General features: G+C 54.3%; 17 protein-coding genes and 2 CRISPR repeat arrays (1 of these 19 only partly in view). Of the genes, 10 read left to right on the top strand and 7 right to left on the bottom strand.

Annotation, left to right across the window (positions count from 1 at the left end; translation table 11 throughout):
* Positions 1 to 634: a CRISPR direct-repeat array (repeat unit 29 nt; unit sequence GTTTCCGTAGAACAGTGTTGTGTGGAAAG); it begins 1,021 nt to the left of the window's first position.
* A gap of 284 nt (positions 635 to 918) precedes the next feature.
* From cas6 to CS910_RS08330, 8 genes are all read left to right on the top strand, one after another.
* Complete coding sequence (gene cas6 / locus CS910_RS08295; RefSeq protein ID WP_099211083.1) at positions 919 to 1,629, top strand: CRISPR-associated endoribonuclease Cas6; 711 nt, start codon at positions 919 to 921, stop codon at positions 1,627 to 1,629.
* A 4-nt stretch (positions 1,630 to 1,633) separates the two neighbouring features.
* Positions 1,634 to 2,983, top strand: coding sequence for a hypothetical protein (locus CS910_RS08300; RefSeq protein WP_099211085.1), 1,350 nt, complete (start codon positions 1,634 to 1,636; stop codon positions 2,981 to 2,983).
* Entirely contained in the window at positions 2,980 to 3,963 is a 984-nt protein-coding gene (gene cas7i, locus CS910_RS08305) for a type I-B CRISPR-associated protein Cas7/Cst2/DevR (protein WP_099211087.1), read from the top strand. The genes CS910_RS08300 and cas7i overlap by 4 nt, the downstream gene beginning before the upstream one ends.
* Positions 3,956 to 4,648 (top strand): CRISPR-associated protein Cas5, encoded by a 693-nt coding sequence (gene cas5 / locus CS910_RS08310; protein WP_317450602.1) that lies wholly within the window; start codon positions 3,956 to 3,958, stop codon positions 4,646 to 4,648. The genes cas7i and cas5 overlap by 8 nt, the downstream gene beginning before the upstream one ends.
* Before the next feature lie 460 nt (positions 4,649 to 5,108).
* Positions 5,109 to 6,903: a CRISPR direct-repeat array (repeat unit 29 nt; unit sequence GTTTCTGTAGAACAGAGTTGTGTGGAAAG).
* A 100-nt stretch (positions 6,904 to 7,003) separates the two neighbouring features.
* Positions 7,004 to 7,957 carry a type I-B CRISPR-associated endonuclease Cas1b gene (gene cas1b, locus CS910_RS08315; RefSeq protein ID WP_099211090.1) on the top strand — a complete coding sequence of 318 codons (954 nt, stop codon included), beginning with the start codon at positions 7,004 to 7,006 and terminating at the stop codon, positions 7,955 to 7,957.
* Positions 7,957 to 8,214, top strand: coding sequence for a CRISPR-associated endonuclease Cas2 (gene cas2 / locus CS910_RS08320; protein WP_099211092.1), 258 nt, complete (start codon positions 7,957 to 7,959; stop codon positions 8,212 to 8,214). The genes cas1b and cas2 overlap by 1 nt, the downstream gene beginning before the upstream one ends.
* A complete protein-coding gene (cas4, locus tag CS910_RS08325; protein ID WP_099211094.1) occupies positions 8,211 to 8,699 on the top strand; it encodes a CRISPR-associated protein Cas4 in 489 nt (162 codons plus the stop codon). The genes cas2 and cas4 overlap by 4 nt, the downstream gene beginning before the upstream one ends.
* A 3-nt stretch (positions 8,700 to 8,702) precedes the next feature.
* Complete coding sequence (locus CS910_RS08330) at positions 8,703 to 10,775, top strand: CRISPR-associated helicase/endonuclease Cas3 (RefSeq protein WP_099211096.1); 2,073 nt, start codon at positions 8,703 to 8,705, stop codon at positions 10,773 to 10,775.
* 6 nt (positions 10,776 to 10,781) lie between these two features.
* On the opposite strand, the gene CS910_RS08335 is transcribed toward CS910_RS08330, so the two are convergent.
* The 7 genes from CS910_RS08335 to CS910_RS08365 all read right to left on the bottom strand — a co-directional run bounded on the left by CS910_RS08335 (position 10,782) and on the right by CS910_RS08365 (position 19,905).
* The gene (locus CS910_RS08335; protein ID WP_099211098.1) at positions 10,782 to 11,423 is read right to left on the bottom strand and encodes an alanyl-tRNA editing protein; all 642 of its coding nucleotides are present in this window, start codon (positions 11,421 to 11,423) and stop codon (positions 10,782 to 10,784) included.
* Between the two features lie 65 nt (positions 11,424 to 11,488).
* Positions 11,489 to 13,516 (bottom strand): CGP-CTERM sorting domain-containing protein, encoded by a 2,028-nt coding sequence (locus CS910_RS08340; protein WP_099211100.1) that lies wholly within the window; start codon positions 13,514 to 13,516, stop codon positions 11,489 to 11,491.
* A gap of 74 nt (positions 13,517 to 13,590) precedes the next feature.
* Positions 13,591 to 14,169, bottom strand: coding sequence for a DUF447 domain-containing protein (locus tag CS910_RS08345; protein ID WP_099211102.1), 579 nt, complete (start codon positions 14,167 to 14,169; stop codon positions 13,591 to 13,593).
* Positions 14,170 to 14,197: 28 nt separating this feature from the next.
* A complete protein-coding gene (locus tag CS910_RS08350; protein WP_099211104.1) occupies positions 14,198 to 15,262 on the bottom strand; it encodes an ABC transporter ATP-binding protein in 1,065 nt (354 codons plus the stop codon).
* 13 nt (positions 15,263 to 15,275) lie between these two features.
* The gene (locus CS910_RS08355; RefSeq protein WP_099211106.1) at positions 15,276 to 17,120 is read right to left on the bottom strand and encodes an ABC transporter permease; all 1,845 of its coding nucleotides are present in this window, start codon (positions 17,118 to 17,120) and stop codon (positions 15,276 to 15,278) included.
* A gap of 149 nt (positions 17,121 to 17,269) precedes the next feature.
* Positions 17,270 to 18,736 carry an ABC transporter substrate-binding protein gene (locus CS910_RS08360; protein WP_099211108.1) on the bottom strand — a complete coding sequence of 489 codons (1,467 nt, stop codon included), beginning with the start codon at positions 18,734 to 18,736 and terminating at the stop codon, positions 17,270 to 17,272.
* Between the two features lie 71 nt (positions 18,737 to 18,807).
* Positions 18,808 to 19,905, bottom strand: a complete 1,098-nt coding sequence (locus tag CS910_RS08365) for a CGP-CTERM sorting domain-containing protein (protein ID WP_099211110.1) — start codon at positions 19,903 to 19,905, stop codon at positions 18,808 to 18,810.
* Between the two features lie 123 nt (positions 19,906 to 20,028).
* Here CS910_RS08365 and CS910_RS08370 point away from each other — a divergent pair, with 123 nt between their 5' ends.
* Both CS910_RS08370 and CS910_RS08375 read left to right on the top strand, forming a co-directional pair.
* On the top strand, positions 20,029 to 21,156 hold the full coding sequence (locus tag CS910_RS08370; protein WP_099211112.1) for a tyrosine--tRNA ligase: 1,128 nt from the start codon (positions 20,029 to 20,031) through the stop codon (positions 21,154 to 21,156).
* A 27-nt stretch (positions 21,157 to 21,183) separates the two neighbouring features.
* On the top strand, positions 21,184 to 21,660 hold the full coding sequence (locus CS910_RS08375) for an Lrp/AsnC family transcriptional regulator (RefSeq protein WP_099211114.1): 477 nt from the start codon (positions 21,184 to 21,186) through the stop codon (positions 21,658 to 21,660).
* The last annotated feature ends 4 nt before the right edge of the window (positions 21,661 to 21,664 follow it).

Consider the following 21,664-nt stretch of genomic DNA (forward strand, 5'->3'; position numbering starts at 1 on the left):
TCCGTAGAACAGTGTTGTGTGGAAAGACTTGACGGCTCAGCAGTGGGCGGTCGCGGTTGCGTTGACGAGGTTTCCGTAGAACAGTGTTGTGTGGAAAGGCAACCGCCCGGCGAGGAGCTTCACTTTTTTTCGAAGTTTCCGTAGAACAGTGTTGTGTGGAAAGAAAGCGGGCCGGAGCGGGCCGTTTTTCACTCAGCGCCTTCTAGTTTCCGTAGAACAGTGTTGTGTGGAAAGCCGTTTGGCCGACGCGATAGAGGAAAAATTAAGTAGGTTTCCGTAGAACAGTGTTGTGTGGAAAGCCGTTTGGCCGACGCGATAGAGGAAAAATTAAGTAGGTTTCCGTAGAACAGTGTTGTGTGGAAAGTCATCACGGCAAAGGACAACGCTACCAGCGCGATTAACCTGTTTCCGTAGAACAGTGTTGTGTGGAAAGTGGAGACAACACCCTGTTCCATGGCCTGATGAATATTGTTTCCGTAGAACAGTGTTGTGTGGAAAGCAATGTTCCTCGTCGGCGTGCAGAAGTTCATGGAAAAGTTTCCGTAGAACAGTGTTGTGTGGAAAGATTGGGTTGTCTTTGTTGAAGCGAACTACTCTGTAGTTTTGTTTCCGTAGAACAGTGTTGTGTGGAAAGTAGAGAGAGCTGGCAGAGCGACCCCAGCATAACTGACCCTGGTTTCCGTAGAACAGTGCACTACTCCCGACAGTTCGCCGTCACAGGGGTGCATTTTCCGTATGTGGTGCGGATGCTTCTTTTTGTTACATTAACTGTTCTGGTTTGTGGGGTTTACTGCCCGTTACCTTTGCAGATTACTGCATCGTAATGATTTCCCAATAGATAATAGTAGTGAAAATCGAAATACTTATATTAGTCAAAATCTAGTATCGGGCTGGTGTAACCCATAACGCGGTGGGAGCATGAGGCTGAAGCTAACCCTTGAAATCGAAAACGGCTTCTCACGGCCAAACAAGCACGCGGTGCAGGGGTTTATTTACAACATGCTAAAGGACACACCCTATAGCCAGCGCCACGATGAGCCGAGGTTCAAGTTCTTCACGTTCTCAGACTTCTTCACTGACAGAGAAGGGAGAATTAATCTGCTAGTCTCCTCACCGGACGCGGATTTCATAAAGGCACTGGCCGAAAAGCTGAACGAAAGGGGGAAAGCCTACATCGGAAAAAATGAGCTGAAAATCGTTGAGGTCAAAAGGTTCCGTCTCCCCCTCAGGGAGGCCTTCCAGACTGGCTCGCCAGTCGTCCTGTACAAAAACGCTCTGAGGAATGAATACTTCAAGCTCCATGCCCACAGGGACCTGCGCTTCTTCCTCGAGCGCCTCAAGGAGAACGCCGAGAAGAAATACCTGGCATTCTACGGCGAGGAGTTTCACATCGAGGGACCGCTCTTCGACCGCGTTATTCCAAAGCTCAGGAGGAACGGAAAGCTCGACGTTTACGTCAAGGTCGTCAAGAACGGGAGGCCCTTTCCGGTCATAGGTTCCAACTGGGAGCTCCTTGAGAGGATGAGGATTCCCAGGGGCGAGAGGAAGTTCTACCGCTTCATTATGGACGCGGGGCTCGGGGAAAAGAACAGCCTCGGCTTCGGTTTTCTGAACCCCATTAGGAGGTGACCTGATGCTCGACGCCTACCTGCGCAACGGTGAGCTCTTTCTCAGGGAGGAGGGAATCACCGAGATAACGGAGGAGACCGTCAGAAAGGCCTACCTCTGGCCCGTGGACGAGATGGCCGGGGGAATCGGCGTAAGCTCTGAGGATGAGGCCATATCAATTCTTATGGCGTTTGGATTTAATGTGCCGAAAAACAGAAGTAGGGTTAAAATACTCCAAAGCCTAACGAAAGTGTCAGGAAGAACCTGCTCCATCTGCGGGAAGTCCGGAAAGGTCGTCCTCAACAAGGCCTTCATCTTTCCCTTCGAGAGGAAAATTGATTCCATTGTCAATGAACGGAACAGGCTGACCTTCTGCATGGAGCACGCCTTCAAACTCTACTCCGCGATGGCCTACCTGTATGTAATACCCACCAAGAAAGTATCCCCCAATCAGTGGGAGTATCTAAAATTTTTCTTCGACGGGCCAGAGCGAGAACTCAGGAGGTTCAAGAACGCCTTCAAGAGAAGCTTCTGGCTCGACAGGTTCTCAGTGGAAGTGAAGACGAAGAACGGAAAGAAGAGCTACTCCCTGAGGGTGAACCTGACCCTGAGCAAATATCACCCCAACGAGGCCTTCTTTGCGGTTCTCCACGATTTCGTGAAGTACCTGAGAAACAGGAGGCTCTTGCAGGAGACGATAGAATCTGGAAGGACGGTCAGGGCATACCTCGTCTACGGCTCGGGCCAGTTCTACAGGGAGCGCGTGATAGAGGGGACGACCCTCGAGAGGCTCATGGAGTTCCTTAAGAAACTCCAGGACAGCGGAAGGGAAACCATGTGGGGCAGGAGGCACCTTGAGCCGAGGGATGCGGCCGTTTGCCTGTTCTACGAGAACCTTGAGGTGCCGAGGAACAAAAAGGACCGCTCGAAGAACTTCCTTGAGAGGGAGGAGTTCATCGGAAAGCTCCTCGGTGGCAGGTTTGATTTCGTTCTTCTGAACGGGATTTTCATGGAGAGGATAAAGGCGAAGCTGTCCCTGCCGCCGTATTACTACACCTGGGCTCACAGCTTCCTTGAGGTTTTTGGAGGTGATGTTGTGGACGTAAAAACGTTTGAGAGGATTAACGGCCTCGGCTATGCGCTCGGAAAGGCCATGAATGGAACGAACCTCGAGCGCTACCAGTGGGAGCTCTTCCGCGCGAGGGGCTTCGGGGAGTTCCTCAACAAGCTGGTGGAGCTCCAGGCGAAGCTCGAGCTGAGCCTCGACCTGAGGCCAATCTACGAGAACGAGAGGGAGTGGAAGGTCGTGAAGGCCGTTCTCCTGAACGGAATGCTCAACGCGCTCTACGGGGGCGGAAAGGAGGGGTCACAATGAAGGCGATTGAAGTGGTTACCCTGACGAAGGTTGAAGGTGCGAACCTGAACTCGAACGGAACGGAAGGAGTAATAGCGGTCCTGAAGAAGGTCCGCGACCCCGTTGATGGAAGGGAATACGTCCGCGTCTCAGGTCAGAGCGTCAAGTACCACATGAGGCAAATCCTGAAGGAGCTCGGCTGGGAGCTGAGTCAGGTCGTGCCGAAGAGCGAGGGTGGCCAGAAGGTCATAGTTTCACTCGGAGAGCCCGAGAAGTACATAGACGACGACCTCTTCGGCTACATGATAGCCAAGAAGGTTGACGGAAAGAACGCGACCCTTCGCAGAACAGCTGTCGTTAGAACCAACGGCATGATATCGCTCTTCCCCTACACCGAGGACAGGGACTTCGGCGTCCGCTACGACCCCGCCGGAGACAACCACAACATCTACGAGACCGAGATAACGACCAACGTCATGAGGGGCAACTTTTTCATCGAGCTCGACAGGCTCGGCGTCTTCAAGGAAGGCCTTGAGGTTCCGAAGCTCGAGGGCCTCGAAGTCAGGAAAGAAAAGGACGCGACGGGAAGAGAGGTTACCCTCTACGTTCTGCCGGAGGAGGAGCGCGAGAAGAGACTAAGGGCCCTCCTCGAGGCCATAATGACCTACCACGGTGGCGCAAAGCTCAGCAACTTCTTCACCAAGGTCTACCCGGAGGTAATGCTTGTCGCCCTGCTGAGGCGCAAAATACCCGTCATTGGGGACGCACTCCGCGTCAGGGAAGGTTACGTTGACGGAAAGCTCGTCCTCGACGTTGAGAGGCTTAAAGAGACTGTCGAAACCTTTGCCGACAACATCGAGAAGCTCTACATCGGGCTCTTCGAGACCAGGTTTGCCAACGCTGACGAGCTTAGGGAGGCCTTCAGGGACATGGAAAACGTTGAAATCCTGAGCATGAGGGAGCTGAAGGACAGGATAAACAAACTCCAGCTCGGTGAGTGAGTTGATAGGCCTCGTCGTTGAGGTCAGGCCCATACAGGCCCACTTCAGGATTCCCTACAACTCCCTGCTCCTCGACAGCTACCCGTTTCCGCCGAGGACGACAGCGATAGGCATGCTCGCAGGGGCAATGGGACTGCCCGAGGAAGGATTCAGGAAGCTCCTTCAGGGGCTACGCTACGGGGTCATAGTGGAAGACCCTGGGGCAAGGGTCGAGGAGACTGCGGCGATATTTAAAAACCCCGGTTCGCCGCTCTACCCGATAACGAAGGCCCTCTACCACAGGCCCCACTACCGCCTCTTTTTCGCGGGAGACGAGAAAACGATAGAGCGGGCCCACGACGCGCTCCTCGACCCCGTCTTTACCCCGTACCTCGGGGACAGCGAGAGTCTGTTTTTCCCGGCAAAGAGGGACTACGTCAAAATCGTTGACGTCGAGGAGGCGGAGGAATCAACGCTGAGGAGCGTCATCCCAGGAGAAGAATACGCGAGGGGGGCAAGGTTTCTGGTGCTCAGAAAGAACAATCTAACGCCGAGGGAATACCGGATGCCCGTGGACTTCGTTTACAGAGGAAAGGGCAGAAGGGCAGTTTACAGGCGCGTTGTCGCGTTCGCCGGAGGCTTTGTGGAGTTGGCAAATGCCCTGGACGTGCTACTCTTTGGTGGAGAACCAGTTTTCGTATTTTGATTAGGGCTTTTTGTTCTTTGTCTCCCCTGTTTTCTCAGTTTAGGGTTACTATGCCAGTTACGGGGAATTTAGAGTCTGAGAGCAGAATTTTGAATTCCAACGAGACGGTGATTTTAGGCTGACCTAATTTATCTCTCGGAACCCCTTCTGGAATGAAACGCCTTTAAATCCAGGACGGGGCTTTTGGTGGGGAGTTTGAACCCCTGAGCGGTGATGCAAACGGCTTAAACCCAAAAATTTTTGAAAATTGCGGGTTAAGCCGTCTTCACGGGGTTTCGATTCTTTTAATGGTATATTGACCCAAGAACCACCCAGCATACCGTAAAACGGCGGTTGAGATTGCTTTAAAAATTCCGGGTCGGCTTTATAAATGGAGTGCAGTGTTACGGGCCCGATGGAGAAACCCTTAAATAGACGAATGTCGTTAATCTTTTGAAAGAACGGACGGAAAAAGTCAAAAGTTTCTGTAGAACAGAGTTGTGTGGAAAGCAAAAGGGCCGGGGTTGAGTTGTGGTTATATCCCGAAGGTTTCTGTAGAACAGAGTTGTGTGGAAAGCGAAGATACTCCAAAGGAGACAATTGCCCGTAAACTGTGTTTCTGTAGAACAGAGTTGTGTGGAAAGGGGTTCATCTCGCTAATTTTGTCGGGTGGGTAGTAGGGTTTCTGTAGAACAGAGTTGTGTGGAAAGACATAGAAGCCGAGCCAGCGCCTGTCCTTGCGCTTCGTGGTTTCTGTAGAACAGAGTTGTGTGGAAAGTGTTCATGTCAAGTTCGATCACATAATCGCCATTTTCATGTTTCTGTAGAACAGAGTTGTGTGGAAAGTGCGGAGGACTTGTACGCGTTGATTCCGCTTGATGATGCAATGTTTCTGTAGAACAGAGTTGTGTGGAAAGCTTTTTCCCCGTCTTCGCTTTGCTCTTTGACGTGAATAGCCAAGTTTCTGTAGAACAGAGTTGTGTGGAAAGGCATTCCTGAGAACACTATCTATGAGCTCACCTTCACGTTTCTGTAGAACAGAGTTGTGTGGAAAGATCCTCCTCGAGGGCGACGATGGAAAGCACTACGTCGGTTTCTGTAGAACAGAGTTGTGTGGAAAGCGTTTCTAACCTTCGGCGCGTGGTTCTGCGCGCTTTGAAGGTTTCTGTAGAACAGAGTTGTGTGGAAAGAGGAAGTGTACATCTATGAAGGTAGGCGCTGGTGGACTTAGTTTCTGTAGAACAGAGTTGTGTGGAAAGCGGGATTTGCTTACGGCGCTGGAGAGGTTGAAAGCGTCCGTTTCTGTAGAACAGAGTTGTGTGGAAAGTGTGGCCAATGATCTTTTGTGCCATTTCTGCTTCTTTTGTTTCTGTAGAACAGAGTTGTGTGGAAAGTTTAACTCCCTCTGGAAGCTTCTTCCACAGTATCTCCCTGTTTCTGTAGAACAGAGTTGTGTGGAAAGGGCTCTTCAGCAAAACCGAACCAATCAGGCGCTCCTTTTTCGCGTTTCTGTAGAACAGAGTTGTGTGGAAAGGCCTTATGCCTTCCCGGTTTCGGGCTTCGGGCATGAACGTGTTTCTGTAGAACAGAGTTGTGTGGAAAGATGGTGATGTAGCCCTTTCCGTTGAAGCCAATGAAAGTTTCTGTAGAACAGAGTTGTGTGGAAAGCGCTTGGGCGCTGGTTTGTCAGGGTCCTCATGGGTGCCTCTGTTTCTGTAGAACAGAGTTGTGTGGAAAGTCAGTGGGAGTATTGCGACTGCTTCAGCGGCTTCAGTGCTGTTTCTGTAGAACAGAGTTGTGTGGAAAGTACTTCTGAAGTCCATTCTTCTCACCCCAAGATTCCCTGTTTCTGTAGAACAGAGTTGTGTGGAAAGGAAACGCTGAGATTGACTATCATGTGCAGACTACCTCGTTTCTGTAGAACAGAGTTGTGTGGAAAGGCCAGGAGCTGGAATATTTTCATGTATGGGGCCAGCTGTTTCTGTAGAACAGAGTTGTGTGGAAAGAGCGGGCTGGTCTCGTTGTAAAGCATGGCCCTGTTACCGCCGTTTCTGTAGAACAGAGTTGTGTGGAAAGTCGCGGTATTTTGGTTCAAGATAGCGTGGCCTATCATGTTTCTGTAGAACAGAGTTGTGTGGAAAGGAGTCAGGCCAAAAGGTAGCTGTAGGCCCCCATTTAAGTTTCTGTAGAACAGAGTTGTGTGGAAGGTCAGTCCCCGCAACGAACTCCTTAGAATAAACCGACTCGGTTTCCGTAGAACAGAGTTGTGTGGAAAGAGGATTTGTATTTCCAATAGAATCTAAAGAGAATACGGTTTCCGTAGAACGCGATCGTGTCCAATAAGCCTGCTCAAGCAACGGTTCAGGAGGTCTTTCCGTGAAGAAGCCCTACTACATAACCCGAATCGGGACCCTCGAAAGGAAGGGCAACACGCTATTCTTCGTGAACGAGGAAATCAAGAGGGCGATACCCATAAACTCCACCAGCGAAATCCACTGCTTCAGGCCCGTTTCCCTGACGAGCGGGGCGATTAAGATACTCTCCGAGAAGAACGTCCCCGTGCACTTTTACAACAAGCACGGCTATTACCGGGGCTCCTACATGCCGAGGGAGGGGCAGATAAGCGGGACTGTAGTTCTGGCTCAAGCAAAACACCATCTCGACCCCGAAAAAAGGCTCTACGTCGCGAAGCAGTTCGTTGAGGGCATTAAGGCCTCGATGGTTGCCCTCCTGAAGTCCCATGGGGCCGATTATAAGGCCATAAAGGAAATCCCTGTTGATGGAGAAAGCCCCGCGGAGCTCATGGGCGTTGAGAGCCAGCTGTGGAGGGAGTTCTACGGCCTCTTCAGCGACCTGTTAAAGCACTTTGAGTTCAAGGAACGGACGAGGCGCCCCCCGAGGGACGAGGTGAACGCGCTGATAAGCTACGGCAACTCGGTTCTCTACACGGTGGCGCTCTCAGAGATACGGAAAACCTACCTCCACCCCGCCATAAGCTTCCTCCACGAGCCCCTTGAAAGGAGGTATTCTCTCGCCCTCGACATCGCTGATATCTTCAAGCCGATAACCGTTTTCAGGGTCATCCTCAGGCTCGTGAACAGGAGGCAGATACGGGAGGAGCACTTCAGGAAGGACGTTGGGGTTCTTCTGAACGACGGGGGGCTGAGAATCTTCATCGATGAGCTCAATTCGGAGCTCTCCAAAAAGGTTCTCCACCCGAGGTTCAGGAGAAAGGTCTCGATTCGCTACCTCATGAGGCTCGAGGGTTATTCCCTCGTCAAACACTTCCTTGGCGATTCCCGCTATAAGTCCCTCAGGGCGTGGTGGTGATGTACGTAATAGTTGTTTACGACGTTGACGTTAAGAGGGTCTCGAGGGTCCACAAATTCCTCAGGACACACCTCCACTGGCGCCAGAACAGCGTTTTTGAGGGAGAAGTCAGCAGGGCCCAGCTCTACGAGATAAAGAGAACCCTTGAGAGGCTGACGGAAGAGGGGGATTCCGTTCTAATCTACGAGCTCCCGCGCGCCAGCTTCACCCTGCACGTAATCGGAACAGACAAGAACCCTGCGGGGGAGATAATTTGAGAATCACCGGCGTCATGGTTCAGTACTACTTCACATGCAAAAGGGAGCTGTGGTTCTTTTCGAGGGGGCTGAACTTCGACTTCGAGAACGAGGACATGCTCATAGGCAGGCTAATCCACGGCGAGAGCTACGAAAGAGACTGGAAGGAGGTGTTCCTCGGGGATGTAAAGCTCGACGTCGTGAAGAGGCAGGGAAAGCTGGTCGTCATCGAGGTCAAGAAGAGCTCAAAGCTCGAAGGGCCGGCAAAGTGGCAGTTGAAGTACTACCTCTACCTGCTGAGAAACGCGGGAGTCGAGGCCAAGGGGATAATCTCCTATCCACGGGAGGGCCGAAGGGAGAGGATAGCCCTGACGGAGGAAGACGTAGAAACTCTTGAGAAAGCGCTGAAGGGCATAGAAAGGGTTATATCCCTTGAGTCCCCACCTCTCGCCAAGAAAAAGCCCTACTGCAGGCGGTGCGCCTACAGGGACTTCTGCTGGGTGTGAGGTATGGAGCTGGATGAACTGGTTGAGCTCATGAAGGTTAAGAAGGCCAAGCCCGGGAGAAGCCTCTACGACCACTCCCTCGGCGTTCAGAGGATAGCGGAAAGGCTTTTGAGAAGGATTCCCCACGATAGCGCCCTCGATGAGTGCATCCTGATGCACGCTTTTCTTCACGACGTCGGCAAGCTGGACGACAGGTTTCAGGCAAAGCTCGAGGGGAAGCTCAAACGCGCCCCGCCCCATGCCTACCTCGGCCTCGAGCTGGCCTCGCGCTTCCTCGACTGCGACGAGCCATGGAGGACGATAGCACTCCTTTCAATACTCACCCACCACAGCGACTTCCACGAGGGCCTTTACCAGAGGGAGATAAACAGGAACGAGGCCCTCGTAGTTGACGGCGAGGTTATATCGCACTCGGCGCGAACCGTTGAGAAAGTGAGGGAGACGATACTCGCAGGGGATTTGGTCTACGACTACGACCTCAGTCCGGTCGAGCTCAGAAACCTTTACACCCTCTTCAACGGCGTTCTGAGGGTGGCGGACTGGCTTGAGAGCGCCGGTCTGGAGCCCGGGTCGTATCACCTGGACTCCGGGAGAAGCGTTCACAGCGGGGTTATCGAATACCTGAAGGGAAAAGGGCACGAGCTGAGGCCCTATCAGAGGCTCGTCATCGGCAGGGGAGGGGGCTATTTCCGGCTCCCCACGGGCGACGGGAAGACGGAGACGAGCCTACTCGCCACTCCCGCGGACGTTTCAAAGGTTGTTTACTCCCTCCCCACGATAACCACAACAGAAGCGATGAGACGTCGCTTTGAGACGATGTTTGGAGATGGGATGGTGTCGTTCTCCCACAGCATGCTCTTTCTGAGCCTCTACTACAGGGGTGAGCTGGAGAAGAAGCTCATACACAAATACGCGATGAAGCCAATCTTCGTTTCCACCGTTGACCAGGTCCTTCTGGCGTTCTTCAACTACCCGCGCTTCCCGGTGAGGGAGCTGGCCCTCAGAAACGCCCACTGGATAATAGACGAAATACACGCATACACACCGTACACTCTCTCCCTGATAGTCAACGCCATAGAGCACGCGATGAAATACCTCAAAACGCGCGTAACGGTTATGTCGGCAACCCTGCCCCACCTCCTCGCGGAGGAGCTCGAAAGGAGAGGGTTAAAGCCCCTGATTCCTCCGGAGAGCGTTGAAGATAGATACCGCTCGCGCAGAAGGGTCGAGGTTCAGGTGAGGGGCGAACCCCTTCAGAACGCCGTTGACGAGATAGCGCGCGAGAGGGGAAGGACACTCGTCGTTGTCAACACGGTGAAGAGGGCACGCGACCTCTATGGGGAGCTGAGGAAAACGCGGGACGACGTTTACCTCTTCCACTCCCGCTTCATCAACGAGGACAAGAGGAGGAAGATGGAGCAGGTTGAGAAAATCGAAAGGGGTATTCTCGTGGCGACACAGGTCGTTGAGGTGTCGCTCGACATAGACTACGACGTCATGTACACCGAGGCCGCCCCGATAGATGCCCTCGTCCAGCGCTTTGGACGGGTGAACAGGCGGGGGCTTAGGCACGGAAAAGCCTACATCTTCGAGCCCGAGGGTAAAAACGCCCATCTACCCTACGATAAGGATGCATTTAACGCGAGTCTGAACCTCTTAGGGGAGCTTGAGGAAATCGAAAGCGAGCTCGATTTGCTGAAAATCAACGACAGGTTTTACGAGCAGGTCTGGGGTAAGTACGAAAAAAAGCTAAACGGCAGGCCGCCGCTCTTCAAGCTGAGGGACGTTTCGAGGTTCAGGTTCGCCGACAGGCAATTAACCAGGGACACCTTCATAACATTGCCGGCCGTTCCAAGACCTTTTCTCGATAAAGCGATTGAGCTCGCGGTTAAGTGGCCAGAGATGAGTGGGGAGGAACGCCTGAAGGCGGCCGTATACGTCATAGAGCACACCGTTAACGTGCCGATATGGGTTTTGAAGGAGCACCTCCACTACAACGAGGACCTTTACAGCGTCTTCGGAGTCTACGGAATCGAGCTGAACTACGACCCGGAAACGGGGCTGGGGGAAGAATGAAAGGCCTCAACCTTCGAGCCATATCTCCAGCCTCTGCTTTCCCTTTCCGAGGCTGGAGCGCTTGAACTTCTCCAGGTGGCCGATTTCCTTTATGTCCCTCACGTGGGTTCCCCCGCAGGGAATGACCTCGAAGTCCCTAATCTGGGTGTAGCGGGTGTCACCTTCCCACCATATCCTCATCTCCCCACCCTCGTCAACGAGCCTGTTGAAAGTCTCGATTATCTGCTCCTTCCACTTGTTCACATTCTCCGGGTAAACGATGTCAAGCCGGCCCTTCTCGGCGCTCATTCCGCTTCCGTAGGGCTCCCACTTCTCCGGCAGGACGACGTTGAGGACATGTTCGAGGAGGTGCATGGCGCTGTGAATTCTCATGAGCTTGTAGCGGTAGTCCCAGTCTATCTTAAGCTCAACCTCGTCGCCGGGCTTGAACTTCTCCGGCTCCGCAACGACGTGCCAGACGTTGCCTTGGTCGTCCTTGTAGACGTCGAGGACCTCGACGCCGTTTATCGTTCCCCTGTCGTGGGGCTGGCCGCCGCCGGTCGGGTAGAAAATCGTCTGGTCGAGAAGCAGGGCGTCCTCCTTCACTTCGAGAACCTTCGCCTTGGCCTCCTTGAGGTAGGCGTCCTCGTAGTAGAGCTTGCGGGTCATTTAAACCACCGTAGAAAAGAGGGCACCGAGGTTTAAATGGGTATCGAAGAGGAAAAAGGAAAGGGTCACTTCCTCCTCCTGAGGAGGAGAGGTATTATTGCTAGCCCGACTATTGCGGCCGGACCGCAGATGCCTTTCTTCGCTGATGAGCTCGTGGAGGTCGTAGTGGGGCTTGAAACGGGCGTGCTTCCCGCTATGTTGAGCTCCTTTGTGAGGACGGCTTTGTTCCCGTAGAAGTCCTCGGCCACTATCTCAAGCTTGTACTTCCCTGCCTTGAGTCCTGGAAGCTCAACGATGTAGAAGGTGTCGCCGGGCTTTCCGCTGGCGGGTTCGGCCGGGAACTTCTCAACCTTGCCGTACTTGACGAGGTTGCCGTTGGAGTCGTAGATTACCGCGTAGAGGTTCCTTATGCCGAGGTTGTCCTGGGCAGTGAAGTAGACGGTGAAATCGGAGTTCGGCTGGGGGTGGCTCGGCTGCAGGTAGGCAATCTGGAGGACGGGCTTCTCAGTGTCCTTGCCAGTGTCGATGACGAGCTGGGAAACTCCCTTCGGGACCGTTACGTTGAGGAGCATGTAGTACTGACCCGCGATTTCCCTCTCCTTTATAACCTTGTAGGTGACGTTGGTGGCGCTCGGGTCCACCTTGGCGTTGGCCGGAACCGGAACGACGATGGGTCCTGAAACGCTGTTGTTGAGCTCGTTGATGAACTTAAGGGCGGTTCCAAGGCTCGTCTCGTACCTGAATATCATGAACTCCTGCGGGACCGGGACGCTTATGAAGTCGCTCCTGACCTTGTCGTTCTCAATCTTAACCGGGGTGTAAGGCATCTCAACGCTACCGTTCTCGCTTATGACTACGAGGTTGCTTCCGTACCACGTTGGGCTGTGCTTCGGGTTGGCCGGCGGGTTGGGCTCCTTGTCGGGGGCGCCGGTCGAGGTAAGGGTGAGGAAGTAGTGCTTGTGGCCTTCTTTATCGATGTAGAGCCAGTACATGTCGTGGTGGATGTGGCCGCTCATCGTGAGCGGGATGTTGTACTTGACGACGTCCTCGAGGAAGCGCTTCGCAACGGCCGGGTCAGCTCCCCAGTAGTGACCGACGTACTCCTTGAGCTGGTCCCAGTCAGTGCTCGGGTCGAGGTTCTTTATAACGCCGCCAAGGTAGTTCCAGCGTGGGGCGAAGAAGTACGGGTGGTGGTATAGAACTATCGGAATGTATCCCTTGTGCTCGTTGAGGACCTTCTCCATCCACTCAATCTCGTCCATGGTCGGGTAGCCGCGGTCGCCGCCGGTGTCGAGACCGATTATGAGGAACTTGCCGATGGTGACGTAGAAGTACGTCGGGCCGAGAATCTGGGTGTAAACGGTCGGCGGGTCATCGTGGTTGCCCTTAATTCCAACGACCGGGAGTCCTGAGGCGGACGCAAGCTTGGTGATGTTGAAGATTATCCTGTAAGCCGTGAGGTCACTACTCGTATCGGACTGGTCACCGGTGTTTATGAGAATGGTCGCGCCCTTCATAGCCCAGTACTGGTAGGCGCTGTAAGTCGCGACGATACTGTGAAGCGGAATCGGGTTGGAGCACATGTTCTCGAGCTTGTATATGTTGTTCTGGAAGTAGGGACCGCAGACGTAGCCTATCTTTGCGCCGGTGGTGACGTGTGTGTCGCTGACCCAGGCAATCTTGAGGGTCTTCGGCCACTCCTTGAAGACCTTGAGACCGTTCGGAAGAACGAGGGTTCCCTGGTTGGTCTTTATGAGCAGGAAGTAGTCATCGGGGGCCATGTCCTTGGGAACGCCAACGACAACCGTGCTCATGTCTTTCCCCGCTGGAGCGGTGGCGCTGAGTATGTGGAGGTCGTAGGGGCCGTGCAGAATCGAGACGGCTTCTATTCCCTTCACGTCCAGGTTGTTCCCCTTCAGGTAGAGGGTGAAGTTGCCGCCCGGAATAGCGAACGCTGGAACAACTGGTGCCGGCTGGTAGAGGAACTTGCTGTACGTGTACGAATAGCTGCCGGTAGCCGATACTGGCGTTACGTTCAAAATCGCCAGTGCACCCATAAAAGCCAGCAATAGTGCCAACAGCCGCCTGGCCATGGTATCACCGGTGGGAAGGGGAGAAGAGGCACTTAAAACCTTTCCCGTTCGAAACCTGTCCAAAGGAACACCATTTAATGTCCCTTTTGAGTCTTCCCTGTCAAAAAAGATACCATGTAGTCCGCAGTCGGAGAGCGACCGCCGAGGTGTTTGTAGAGGGAGTGCATCTCCAGAATCTGGACTCTCAGCTTTTCCTCCGGCCTCACGAGGTAGCGCGTGAAGAGTACCGCCATCTCAACGAGCAGGCAGTCGGCCCTGCTGAACGGTCGGAGTGGCAGAGTTCCCTCGATTTCGCCCTCAGGAATCAGCTCGCAGAGCAGAACCTCGGTCTCGCCGAGTTCATCCTTCCAGCGCTCGACCTTCCACTTCACCTGCCCATAGAAACCTGGTAAGCCTTTAATCCAGCGATAGTCGTTCATCTCAACGAACTCCAACTCGACGGGAAGGTTCAATGCGGTTCTGACGAGCAGTTCGGGGTCGTTGGTGAGCTGAATTGAGGCCTTAGCGGTTTCAAGAACCTCACGGAAGCTCTTTCCGGGGAAGAGCTTGAACCTTAGCCTCTCGCCCTCCCGGACGACGCCAACGGGCGTAACGTTCGAACGCGTGACGAGAAGGACCTCGTAAACCCTCCCCTCTTCGAAAACGTCGAGCATTCCAACCACCGGAAAAGGAGAAGGGAAATCAGAGGTTCTGCTTGGGGAGGACTATTATGTCGTCCCTGTCGATGTAGAAGGTAACCGGCTGGGTTGGCCGGAGGTTGGCTATCTCCCTGTCGCTTATGGCCCTGGCTATGATCCTCGTCTCGCCGAAGAGGCCAACGACCTCGGTGAAGAAGCCGTAGTACTCGATGAGGTCAACGGTTCCCTCGAGCGAGACTGTGTTTTCTCCGGGTCTGAACTTTATGCGCTCCGGCCTTATGACGAGGACGACATTGTCGCTCTTCTCGGTGTAGTGGAGCCCGTCGAGGCGGAAGCTCTCAAACTCAACGGTAACCTTGTCGCCATTCCTCTCGACGACCTTAGCGGGGATGACGTTGGTCTTGCCCATGAAGCTCGCCACGAACTCGGTCCTCGGCCTCTCGTAGATGTCCCTTGGTGTTCCGACCTGCTCGACGGTTCCGACGTTCATAACCGCTATCCTGTCGCTTATGGCCATTGCCTCCTCCTGGTCGTGGGTAACGTAGATGACGGTTATTCCGAGCTCGCGCTGGATTCTCCTGATTTCCGAACGCATCTCAAGCCTTAACTTGGCGTCAAGGTTGCTCAACGGCTCGTCAAGGAGGAGGACCTTCGGCTCGACAACGAGTGCCCTGGCTATGGCAACACGCTGCTGCTGTCCGCCGGAAAGCTGTGTGGGATAGCGGTTCTCGAAGCCCTTGAGCTTCACCAGCTCGAGCGCCCACTCGACCTTCCTCTTGATTTCCTCCTTGGGGACCTTCCTAATCTTGAGGCCGTAGGCGACGTTGTCGAAGACCGTCATGTGGGGCCAGAGGGCGTAGTTCTGGAAGACGAGCACGGCACCGCGCTGGTAGGAGGGGAGGTAGGTGACCTCCTCATCGCCGAAGTAGATGTGTCCGCTGTCGGGGTAGTCGAGGCCCGCTATAATCCTCAGCGTCGTGGACTTTCCACACCCGCTCGGGCCGAGCAGGGTGAAGAGCTCCTTGTGCTTTATGTGAAGGTTTATTCCCTTTAACGCGGTCGTTCCATCGAAGGTTTTCACGATGTTCTCAAGCTTAACGTCAACCATCTCAATCACCACCTCAGGTAAGACCGATGAACGAGTACCTCTGCTTGGTTATTATGTTCGCCAGCACTATGGCCACTATCTGGACGAGCATAAGGAAGACACCCAGCGCGGCCGCGAGGTTGGCGCTTCCAACGGCACTCATGATGAGCTCCCTCATCTTCGCCGTTATCGGGTACCACGTGGAGTTGATGGAACCGAGGGTGATGCCGACGCTCGTCTCGCTCATACAGTAGACGAAGCTCAGCATCGCTCCGCCGAGCAGGTTTAGGGAAATCATCGGCAGGAGTATGCTCGTCAGTGCCTTCCACCGGCCGGCTCCGAGGTTCATTGCCGCCTCTTCAAGTGAAACGTGGACCTGCTGGAGTCCAGCCGAAATGGAACGGGCCGCGAAGGGCAGACGCCTGATGGAGTACGCTAGGATAAGTGCCGCTCCAGGGAAGAACGCCAGCAGGTTCGTGGGGTCGAGAATGCTTCCCTTGAAGGGCGGAACCGTCGAGAAGAAGAAGAAATAACTCATGGCAATGACGATTCCAGGAACCGCTATCGGTATTGTGGCGAGGCTGTCGAGTATCGGGGCGAGCTTGGCCTTCTTGAACCTGCCGGAGGCGTATGATGCAGTAAGCGAAAGCAGGATGATGATGAATATTGCAACGGTCGAATACAGAAGGCTGTTGAGGATTACCCTCGTGACGTCGGGCTGTGTAATCATGGCCTTCATGTTGGCGAGTGTGAAGCCGCTCGGCCAGGTTCCGTACCACTGCTTTGAAAACGCGAGCAGGATGACTCCAATCTGCGGGAAGATGGTTATCAGCAGGAGCGGAACGGCGACGAACGCGATGATGAGGGCCTGCCACCACTTGGGCTTGGCCACCCTCGGCTTCCACCTGCCTCCCTTGCTGAGCATCGCGTACTGCTTGAGGCCGACGTACCAGCGGACGGCGAGGAACATTATGAGGGCGATTGTGAGCATTATCAAGGCCAAAGCCGCCATCTGTGGGTTGCCTATGGCAAAGCCCGAGACGAAGGAGCTGTAAATCTGGTAGGACATGAGCTTCTTGGCTATTGCACTTCCCTGGAAGACTATCGGCGCGGCGAGGTCCTCAAGGCTGAAGATGCCGACGAGTATGGCACCGGCCATTATTCCGGGCAGGGCGAGCGGGAATGTAACCGTCCTGAAGAGGTGGAAGCCCCTGCTGCCGAGGTTCTCGGCCTGCTCCTCGAGGCTGGGGTCGATGTTGATGAAGCTTGCGTAGGCGTTGAGGTAGACTATCGGGTAGTAGGTTATAGTCTGTGCTATGACGACACCCACGAGACCATCAATCCATATCGGCTTGGGGAAGAGGTGCAGGTGCTGGTAGAAAATCCAGTTGATGATTCCGTCCGGGAGGAACATCTTCTTGACAACGACGACGTTGACGAAGGGCGTAACGAGGAGCGGGATGAAGAGGAGGATTCTCATTATGTTCTTGCCCGGGAACTCATAGCGGGCCATTATGAAGGCGAAGAACGTTCCGAGGAGCGTCGTTAGAATCATGACGCTTATCGAGACGATTATTGAGTTGAGAACGACACCGAAGTCCCAGCCGTAGAAGTGGTAGACCTCATGGTTTCCGTAGGGCACTGACTTGACTAGGTATCCGTCCGGATGGAGGTTGAAGTAGTAACTCGAGCTGAAGATGCTCTTGAACCAGTAGAGCGATATGTGACCGTTGTACTTGAACGCCGTTCCTAGCATTACCAGGACAGGAATCACAAGAAACGCCACCAGATACAGCAACGGAAACAGGAAGGAGACTATGACGACCGGGTCCGGCAGCGGGGTTCCGAAGAGCTTTTCACTCCACTTGCTGACCTTCATGGTGTTACCTCCTCGCGGTTTTTAAACCACTCGCAACTACCTTAGGATTTGCGAGTTCATTTTAAAGGTTTCTGAAAAGAGTCTGGAAAGTTTGGGGAGATTGAGTGGCTTTTCTTGACTTTAGCCTGTCAAAATGAAGAAAAGAAAGGTCAGCTACCCTCCATCTTCTTAAGGTCCTCCATGACCTTGTTGTACTTGGCCTGGGCGGCGTTCCTCCACTCCTGCATGAGCTGGCTCTGGAAGCCGGCGTCCGTTGCTATCTTGTTGTTTATCTTGGCCGCATACTCCTCCGTGAAGGTTACCATTTTACCCGTGAGCGGGTCCTTGAACTGTATCGGTGCGGTCAGTTCTTCCTTGAGTTTCTCAAACTGCTGCTGTGTTATCTTGCCGCTCTTGTAGGCGTTGACTATGGCCATCCAGGTCTGGTGGAGCGGGCCATTGACGTCGATGAGGGTGGCCTTGAAGTAGTACTGAAGGGCGTTCACGGTCTTGAGGGCCTCATTGTCGTTGAACGGGATTCCCCTGCTCGTTATAGCGAGCTTGTAAGCCTTTAGAAGGGCCGGCCTGGCCTTACCGAAGGTCTCACCGGCGTACTTGCCGTTGAAGAGAACCTTGGCCTCCTCCTGGGTTATTGTCTGGTTGAAGATGCCCGCGTTAATCGGGAGCCTGTTGACGTCGGGGCTCATCCAGACGGCCTGTCCCTCGGTGAGAACCCAGTAGATGAAGGCCTGTGCCGCCTCGGGGTGCTTGCTGTACTTGAGGAGCGCAATCGGGTCACCGTTGATGATACTCTCGCCCTGCGGGATGACGTAGACACAGTTCGGGTTCTGCTTCATGGCGGTGTAGCCGTAGAAGTCGATGGTGTTTCCAGCGGCAATCTCACCGTTGATGACGGCGTCCCTGACGGCGTCACTCGCCTCGTAAACCTTGGAGTTCGCCGCTATGATGGTCATTATGCGCCATCCCTTGTCCCAACCGAAGGCCTGGAGGATAATCTGGTAAATCCTCGTGTTGGAGGTGCTCCTGGTCGGGTCAGCTATACCGTACATCGGCGGGTCGCGGGCCCACTTGTAGGTGGCTATGTCCTCCCACTTGTGCGGGAACGGGAGCTTCTGCTTCTCAAGAACCTGCTTGTTGACGGTGAAACCGAAGGACGAGAGGGCCGCGGCAATCCAGTAAACCTTACCGTTCTCCTCCCTAATCATCGGCATTCCGGCGAGGGTCTTGGGAATCTGCTTGCCGATGAGGCCGAGGACCTTCTGGTCGGTTATCGGGGCGAGGTAGCCCATCTTGTACATGTCATCGAAAAGGGTCGGACCTCCGCCCCAGCCGACGTCGGCACCCTTCTTGATGTACTCGGGCCAGAGGGACTCGGGAACACCTATGAACTTGAGGTTGGTTATGTGGTACTCCTTGGCTATCTTGCTCTTGAGGAAGAGCTCCTTCGTGAGGTACTGAATCGTTGCATCGTGTCTCGTGACTATAACAAGGGTTATTCCCTTGGAGTTCTGGGTCGCGGTGCCACTTCCGCTGCTACTGCTACCGCTAATACAGCCGCTGGCCACAACGCTAAGGCCCAAAACGAGTATAAGGAGGACTCCAAGCATACGCCTCATGGCAATCCCCACCCCTTCTTTGGGCATCTTTTAAAAAGCGTGTTGGTTCAACGATATAAAAAAGAAGGAAATCACTTCCTCCTCCTGAGGAGGAGCGGAACGACTGCAAGACCCACGATAAGGGCCGGGCCACATATCTTGCTACCGCTTGAAGAGCTCTGGCTCTCCTTGGTCATCTCAACACTCCACTCGAGGATGTTGGTTATGACGGTCGGCCCATCGAGCTTGACACCGTAGTACTGGCTGACCCACATGGGCTCGTAGCCGCCAATCGGAGTCTCACCGCTGACTATGATGACGTCCGGCTTCTTGTCCTTGCCGACATTGACAATCTGGGCGGCGACGATTGGGAACTGGCCGGTGCTTCCGGCGGAGTATGCCTTTCCGGCCGGGGCACTGTTCTCAGTTATGTCCGAGTGGTTGCTCGAGTGTATGATGACGTAAGCGTTGTCCGGTTTGACCTTTGGCTCAAGTGGGTGCCAGGCCCCGCTTCCGTCCGGCTTGTCAACCCACGCAACGACACCCGGACCGTGGGCAAGAATCTTACCGCCGTACTTAAGGTTCTGGACGAGGATTGACCTCTTCGGGGTGTCCTTCCACGGGTCGTCGTAGGCGACGACACGGTAGGACTTTCCACCGGCGTTGCTGACGGCATCCTCAACGGAACAGAGGTCAACACGGAGGTTGGTTATGTTGAGCTGGTCGAGGAGGCTGTCGACGAACTGCTGGGTCTTGGCGCCGTTTCCGTAGTCGGAGTCACCGGCGACCCAGAGAACCTTACCACCAAGCTCAAGCCACTTCCTGATGGCCTTAATCTCGTCGGGGTAAAGCGGGCTGATTGGCTGGCCGAGGATGAGGATTGTAACGTTGTTCTTCACGAGGGCGTCGTAGGTTATCTTGCCGCCGATGTCCTTGATTCCAAGCTCGGACTCGTACTTAGTGTCACCGAAGTAAACGAAGGTGTACTGCGTCAGCGTCTTGAGCATGCCCTTCGTCAGGAGCTTGCCCTTGTAGGTGGCGTCCGTCAGTCCCTTCGGGTTCTCCCCGTGGGCGAGGTCCACCGCTATAACAACCTTGCCGGTGTCAGCGGCGCTGACCGCTGGGCTGGCAACCACCCCAAAAACCGACAGCAGAACGACTGCCGCCAACAGTACTGCAACCTTCCTCATGGTATCACCGTCCTCTTTAGCGATAATGCGGTTATAAATCTTATCGCTCGGAACTTTAACGAGCCAGAAAAACTTCCGCAAAGCCCTTAAAGCCTTCCGCCGTTTCAGGCTCAGGTGGTAGTGATGGACGTTGAGAAAAAGATTGAGTTCATAAAGCGCAAGCCGACGGAGGAGCTCCTCACCGAGGAGAACCTTAGGCACCTCCTCGAGGTTGGAATCCCGATGCAGCACTACATCGGCTTCGAAATCAGCGGTTACATTCACCTCGGAACCGGACTCATGGCTGGAGCCAAGATAGCCGACCTCCAGAAGGCGGGGATAAAGACGAGGATTTTCTTAGCCGACTGGCACAGCTGGATAAACGACAAGCTCGGCGGTGATTTGGAGACCATTCAGAAGGTCGCCCTCGGCTACTTCAAGGAGGGAATGAAACAGAGCATCAAGGTGATGGGCGGAGACCCCGACAAGGTCGAGTTCGTCCTCGCGAGTGAGATACTCGAGAAAGGTGATTACTGGCAGACGGTAATAGACATCTCAAAGAACGTCACCCTCGCGAGGATGATGCGCTCGATAACGATAATGGGGCGCCAGATGGGCGAGTCAATAGACTTCGCCAAGCTCATCTACCCGGCGATGCAGGTTGCTGACATCTTCTACCAAGGCGTTACCATAGCTCACGCCGGAATGGACCAGAGGAAAGCCCACGTCATAGCGATTGAAGTGGCCCAGAAGCTCCGCTACCACGCCCTCGAATGGAACGGCGAGAAGCTCAAGCCCGTTGCTTTACACCACCACCTCCTCCTTGGCCTGCAGGAACCGCCGGTGTGGCCGATTGAGAGCGAGGAGCAGTTCAAAGAGCTCAAGACCCAGATGAAGATGAGCAAGAGCAAGCCCTACTCGGCTGTGTTTATCCACGACAGCCCCGAGGAGATTAAGCAAAAGCTCAGGAAGGCCTTCTGCCCGGCGAGGGAAGTTAACTACAACCCCGTCCTCGACTGGGCCGAGTACATAATCTTCCGCGAGGAGCCGACCGAGTTCACCATACACCGCCCGGCCAAGTTCGGTGGCGACGTCACCTACACCACCTTCGAGGAGCTCAAGAGGGACTTCGCGGAAGGGAAGCTCCACCCGCTCGACCTCAAGAACGCCGTCGCCGAATACCTCATCGAGCTCCTCAAGCCGGTTCGCGAGTACTTCGAGAAGCACCCGGAGCCCCTTGAGCTGATGAGGCAGGTCAAGATTACCCGCTGATTTTCCTTTCCATTTGCCGGTGATACGATGCCCGGAATTGACGAGAAGAACAGGGAAATTCTGAGAATCCTCCGCTCAAACGGTAGGATTACGCTGACCGAGCTCGGAAAAAGGGTCAACCTCTCCCCCGCGAGCGTGAAGAGCAGGCTTGAGAAACTCGAAAGGCTCGGCGCGGTTAAGGGCTACTCGGCGGTGATTGACCCGGCATTCCTCGGGAATCTCGTTACAGCCCTAATCTTCATCAGGCTCAAGGACGTTGACCCCTACACTAGGAGCATGCTCCGCGAGCTTGCCTCACTCGACAACATCGAGTTCCTCTACCTAAAAACCGGAGACCACAACGTACTGCTGAAGGGAGAATTCAGGGACATGGATGAGCTCAGGGAGTTCCTGAAGAGTCTGAAAAAGACCTTCGGCGTAAACGCGCTCTCAATCGAGGCGAACCTCGTCGTCGAGGAGCTCAAAAACTGCTGGCTCGCCGATGAGGACGCCTCCCGACGCTGAGCCG

This window comes from Thermococcus henrietii (assembly GCF_900198835.1).
Taxonomy (GTDB): Archaea; Methanobacteriota_B; Thermococci; order Thermococcales; family Thermococcaceae; genus Thermococcus; species Thermococcus henrietii.

Bases quoted from the DNA above. Each gene is read 5' to 3' on its own strand.
- CS910_RS08370 (WP_099211112.1), top strand. From the start codon at position 20,029: ATGGACGTTGAGAAAAAGATTGAGTTCATAAAGCGCAAGCCGACGGAG.
- CS910_RS08340 (WP_099211100.1), bottom strand. From the start codon at position 13,516: ATGGCCAGGCGGCTGTTGGCACTATTGCTGGCTTTTATGGGTGCACTG.
- CS910_RS08355 (WP_099211106.1), bottom strand. From the start codon at position 17,120: ATGAAGGTCAGCAAGTGGAGTGAAAAGCTCTTCGGAACCCCGCTGCCG.
- CS910_RS08300 (WP_099211085.1), top strand. From the start codon at position 1,634: ATGCTCGACGCCTACCTGCGCAACGGTGAGCTCTTTCTCAGGGAGGAG.
- CS910_RS08330 (WP_099211096.1), top strand. From the start codon at position 8,703: ATGGAGCTGGATGAACTGGTTGAGCTCATGAAGGTTAAGAAGGCCAAG.
- cas6 (WP_099211083.1), top strand. From the start codon at position 919: ATGAGGCTGAAGCTAACCCTTGAAATCGAAAACGGCTTCTCACGGCCA.
- CS910_RS08360 (WP_099211108.1), bottom strand. From the start codon at position 18,736: ATGAGGCGTATGCTTGGAGTCCTCCTTATACTCGTTTTGGGCCTTAGC.
- CS910_RS08345 (WP_099211102.1), bottom strand. From the start codon at position 14,169: ATGCTCGACGTTTTCGAAGAGGGGAGGGTTTACGAGGTCCTTCTCGTC.
- CS910_RS08350 (WP_099211104.1), bottom strand. From the start codon at position 15,262: ATGGTTGACGTTAAGCTTGAGAACATCGTGAAAACCTTCGATGGAACG.
- cas2 (WP_099211092.1), top strand. From the start codon at position 7,957: ATGTACGTAATAGTTGTTTACGACGTTGACGTTAAGAGGGTCTCGAGG.
- CS910_RS08335 (WP_099211098.1), bottom strand. From the start codon at position 11,423: ATGACCCGCAAGCTCTACTACGAGGACGCCTACCTCAAGGAGGCCAAG.
- CS910_RS08365 (WP_099211110.1), bottom strand. From the start codon at position 19,905: ATGAGGAAGGTTGCAGTACTGTTGGCGGCAGTCGTTCTGCTGTCGGTT.
- CS910_RS08375 (WP_099211114.1), top strand. From the start codon at position 21,184: ATGCCCGGAATTGACGAGAAGAACAGGGAAATTCTGAGAATCCTCCGC.
- cas7i (WP_099211087.1), top strand. From the start codon at position 2,980: ATGAAGGCGATTGAAGTGGTTACCCTGACGAAGGTTGAAGGTGCGAAC.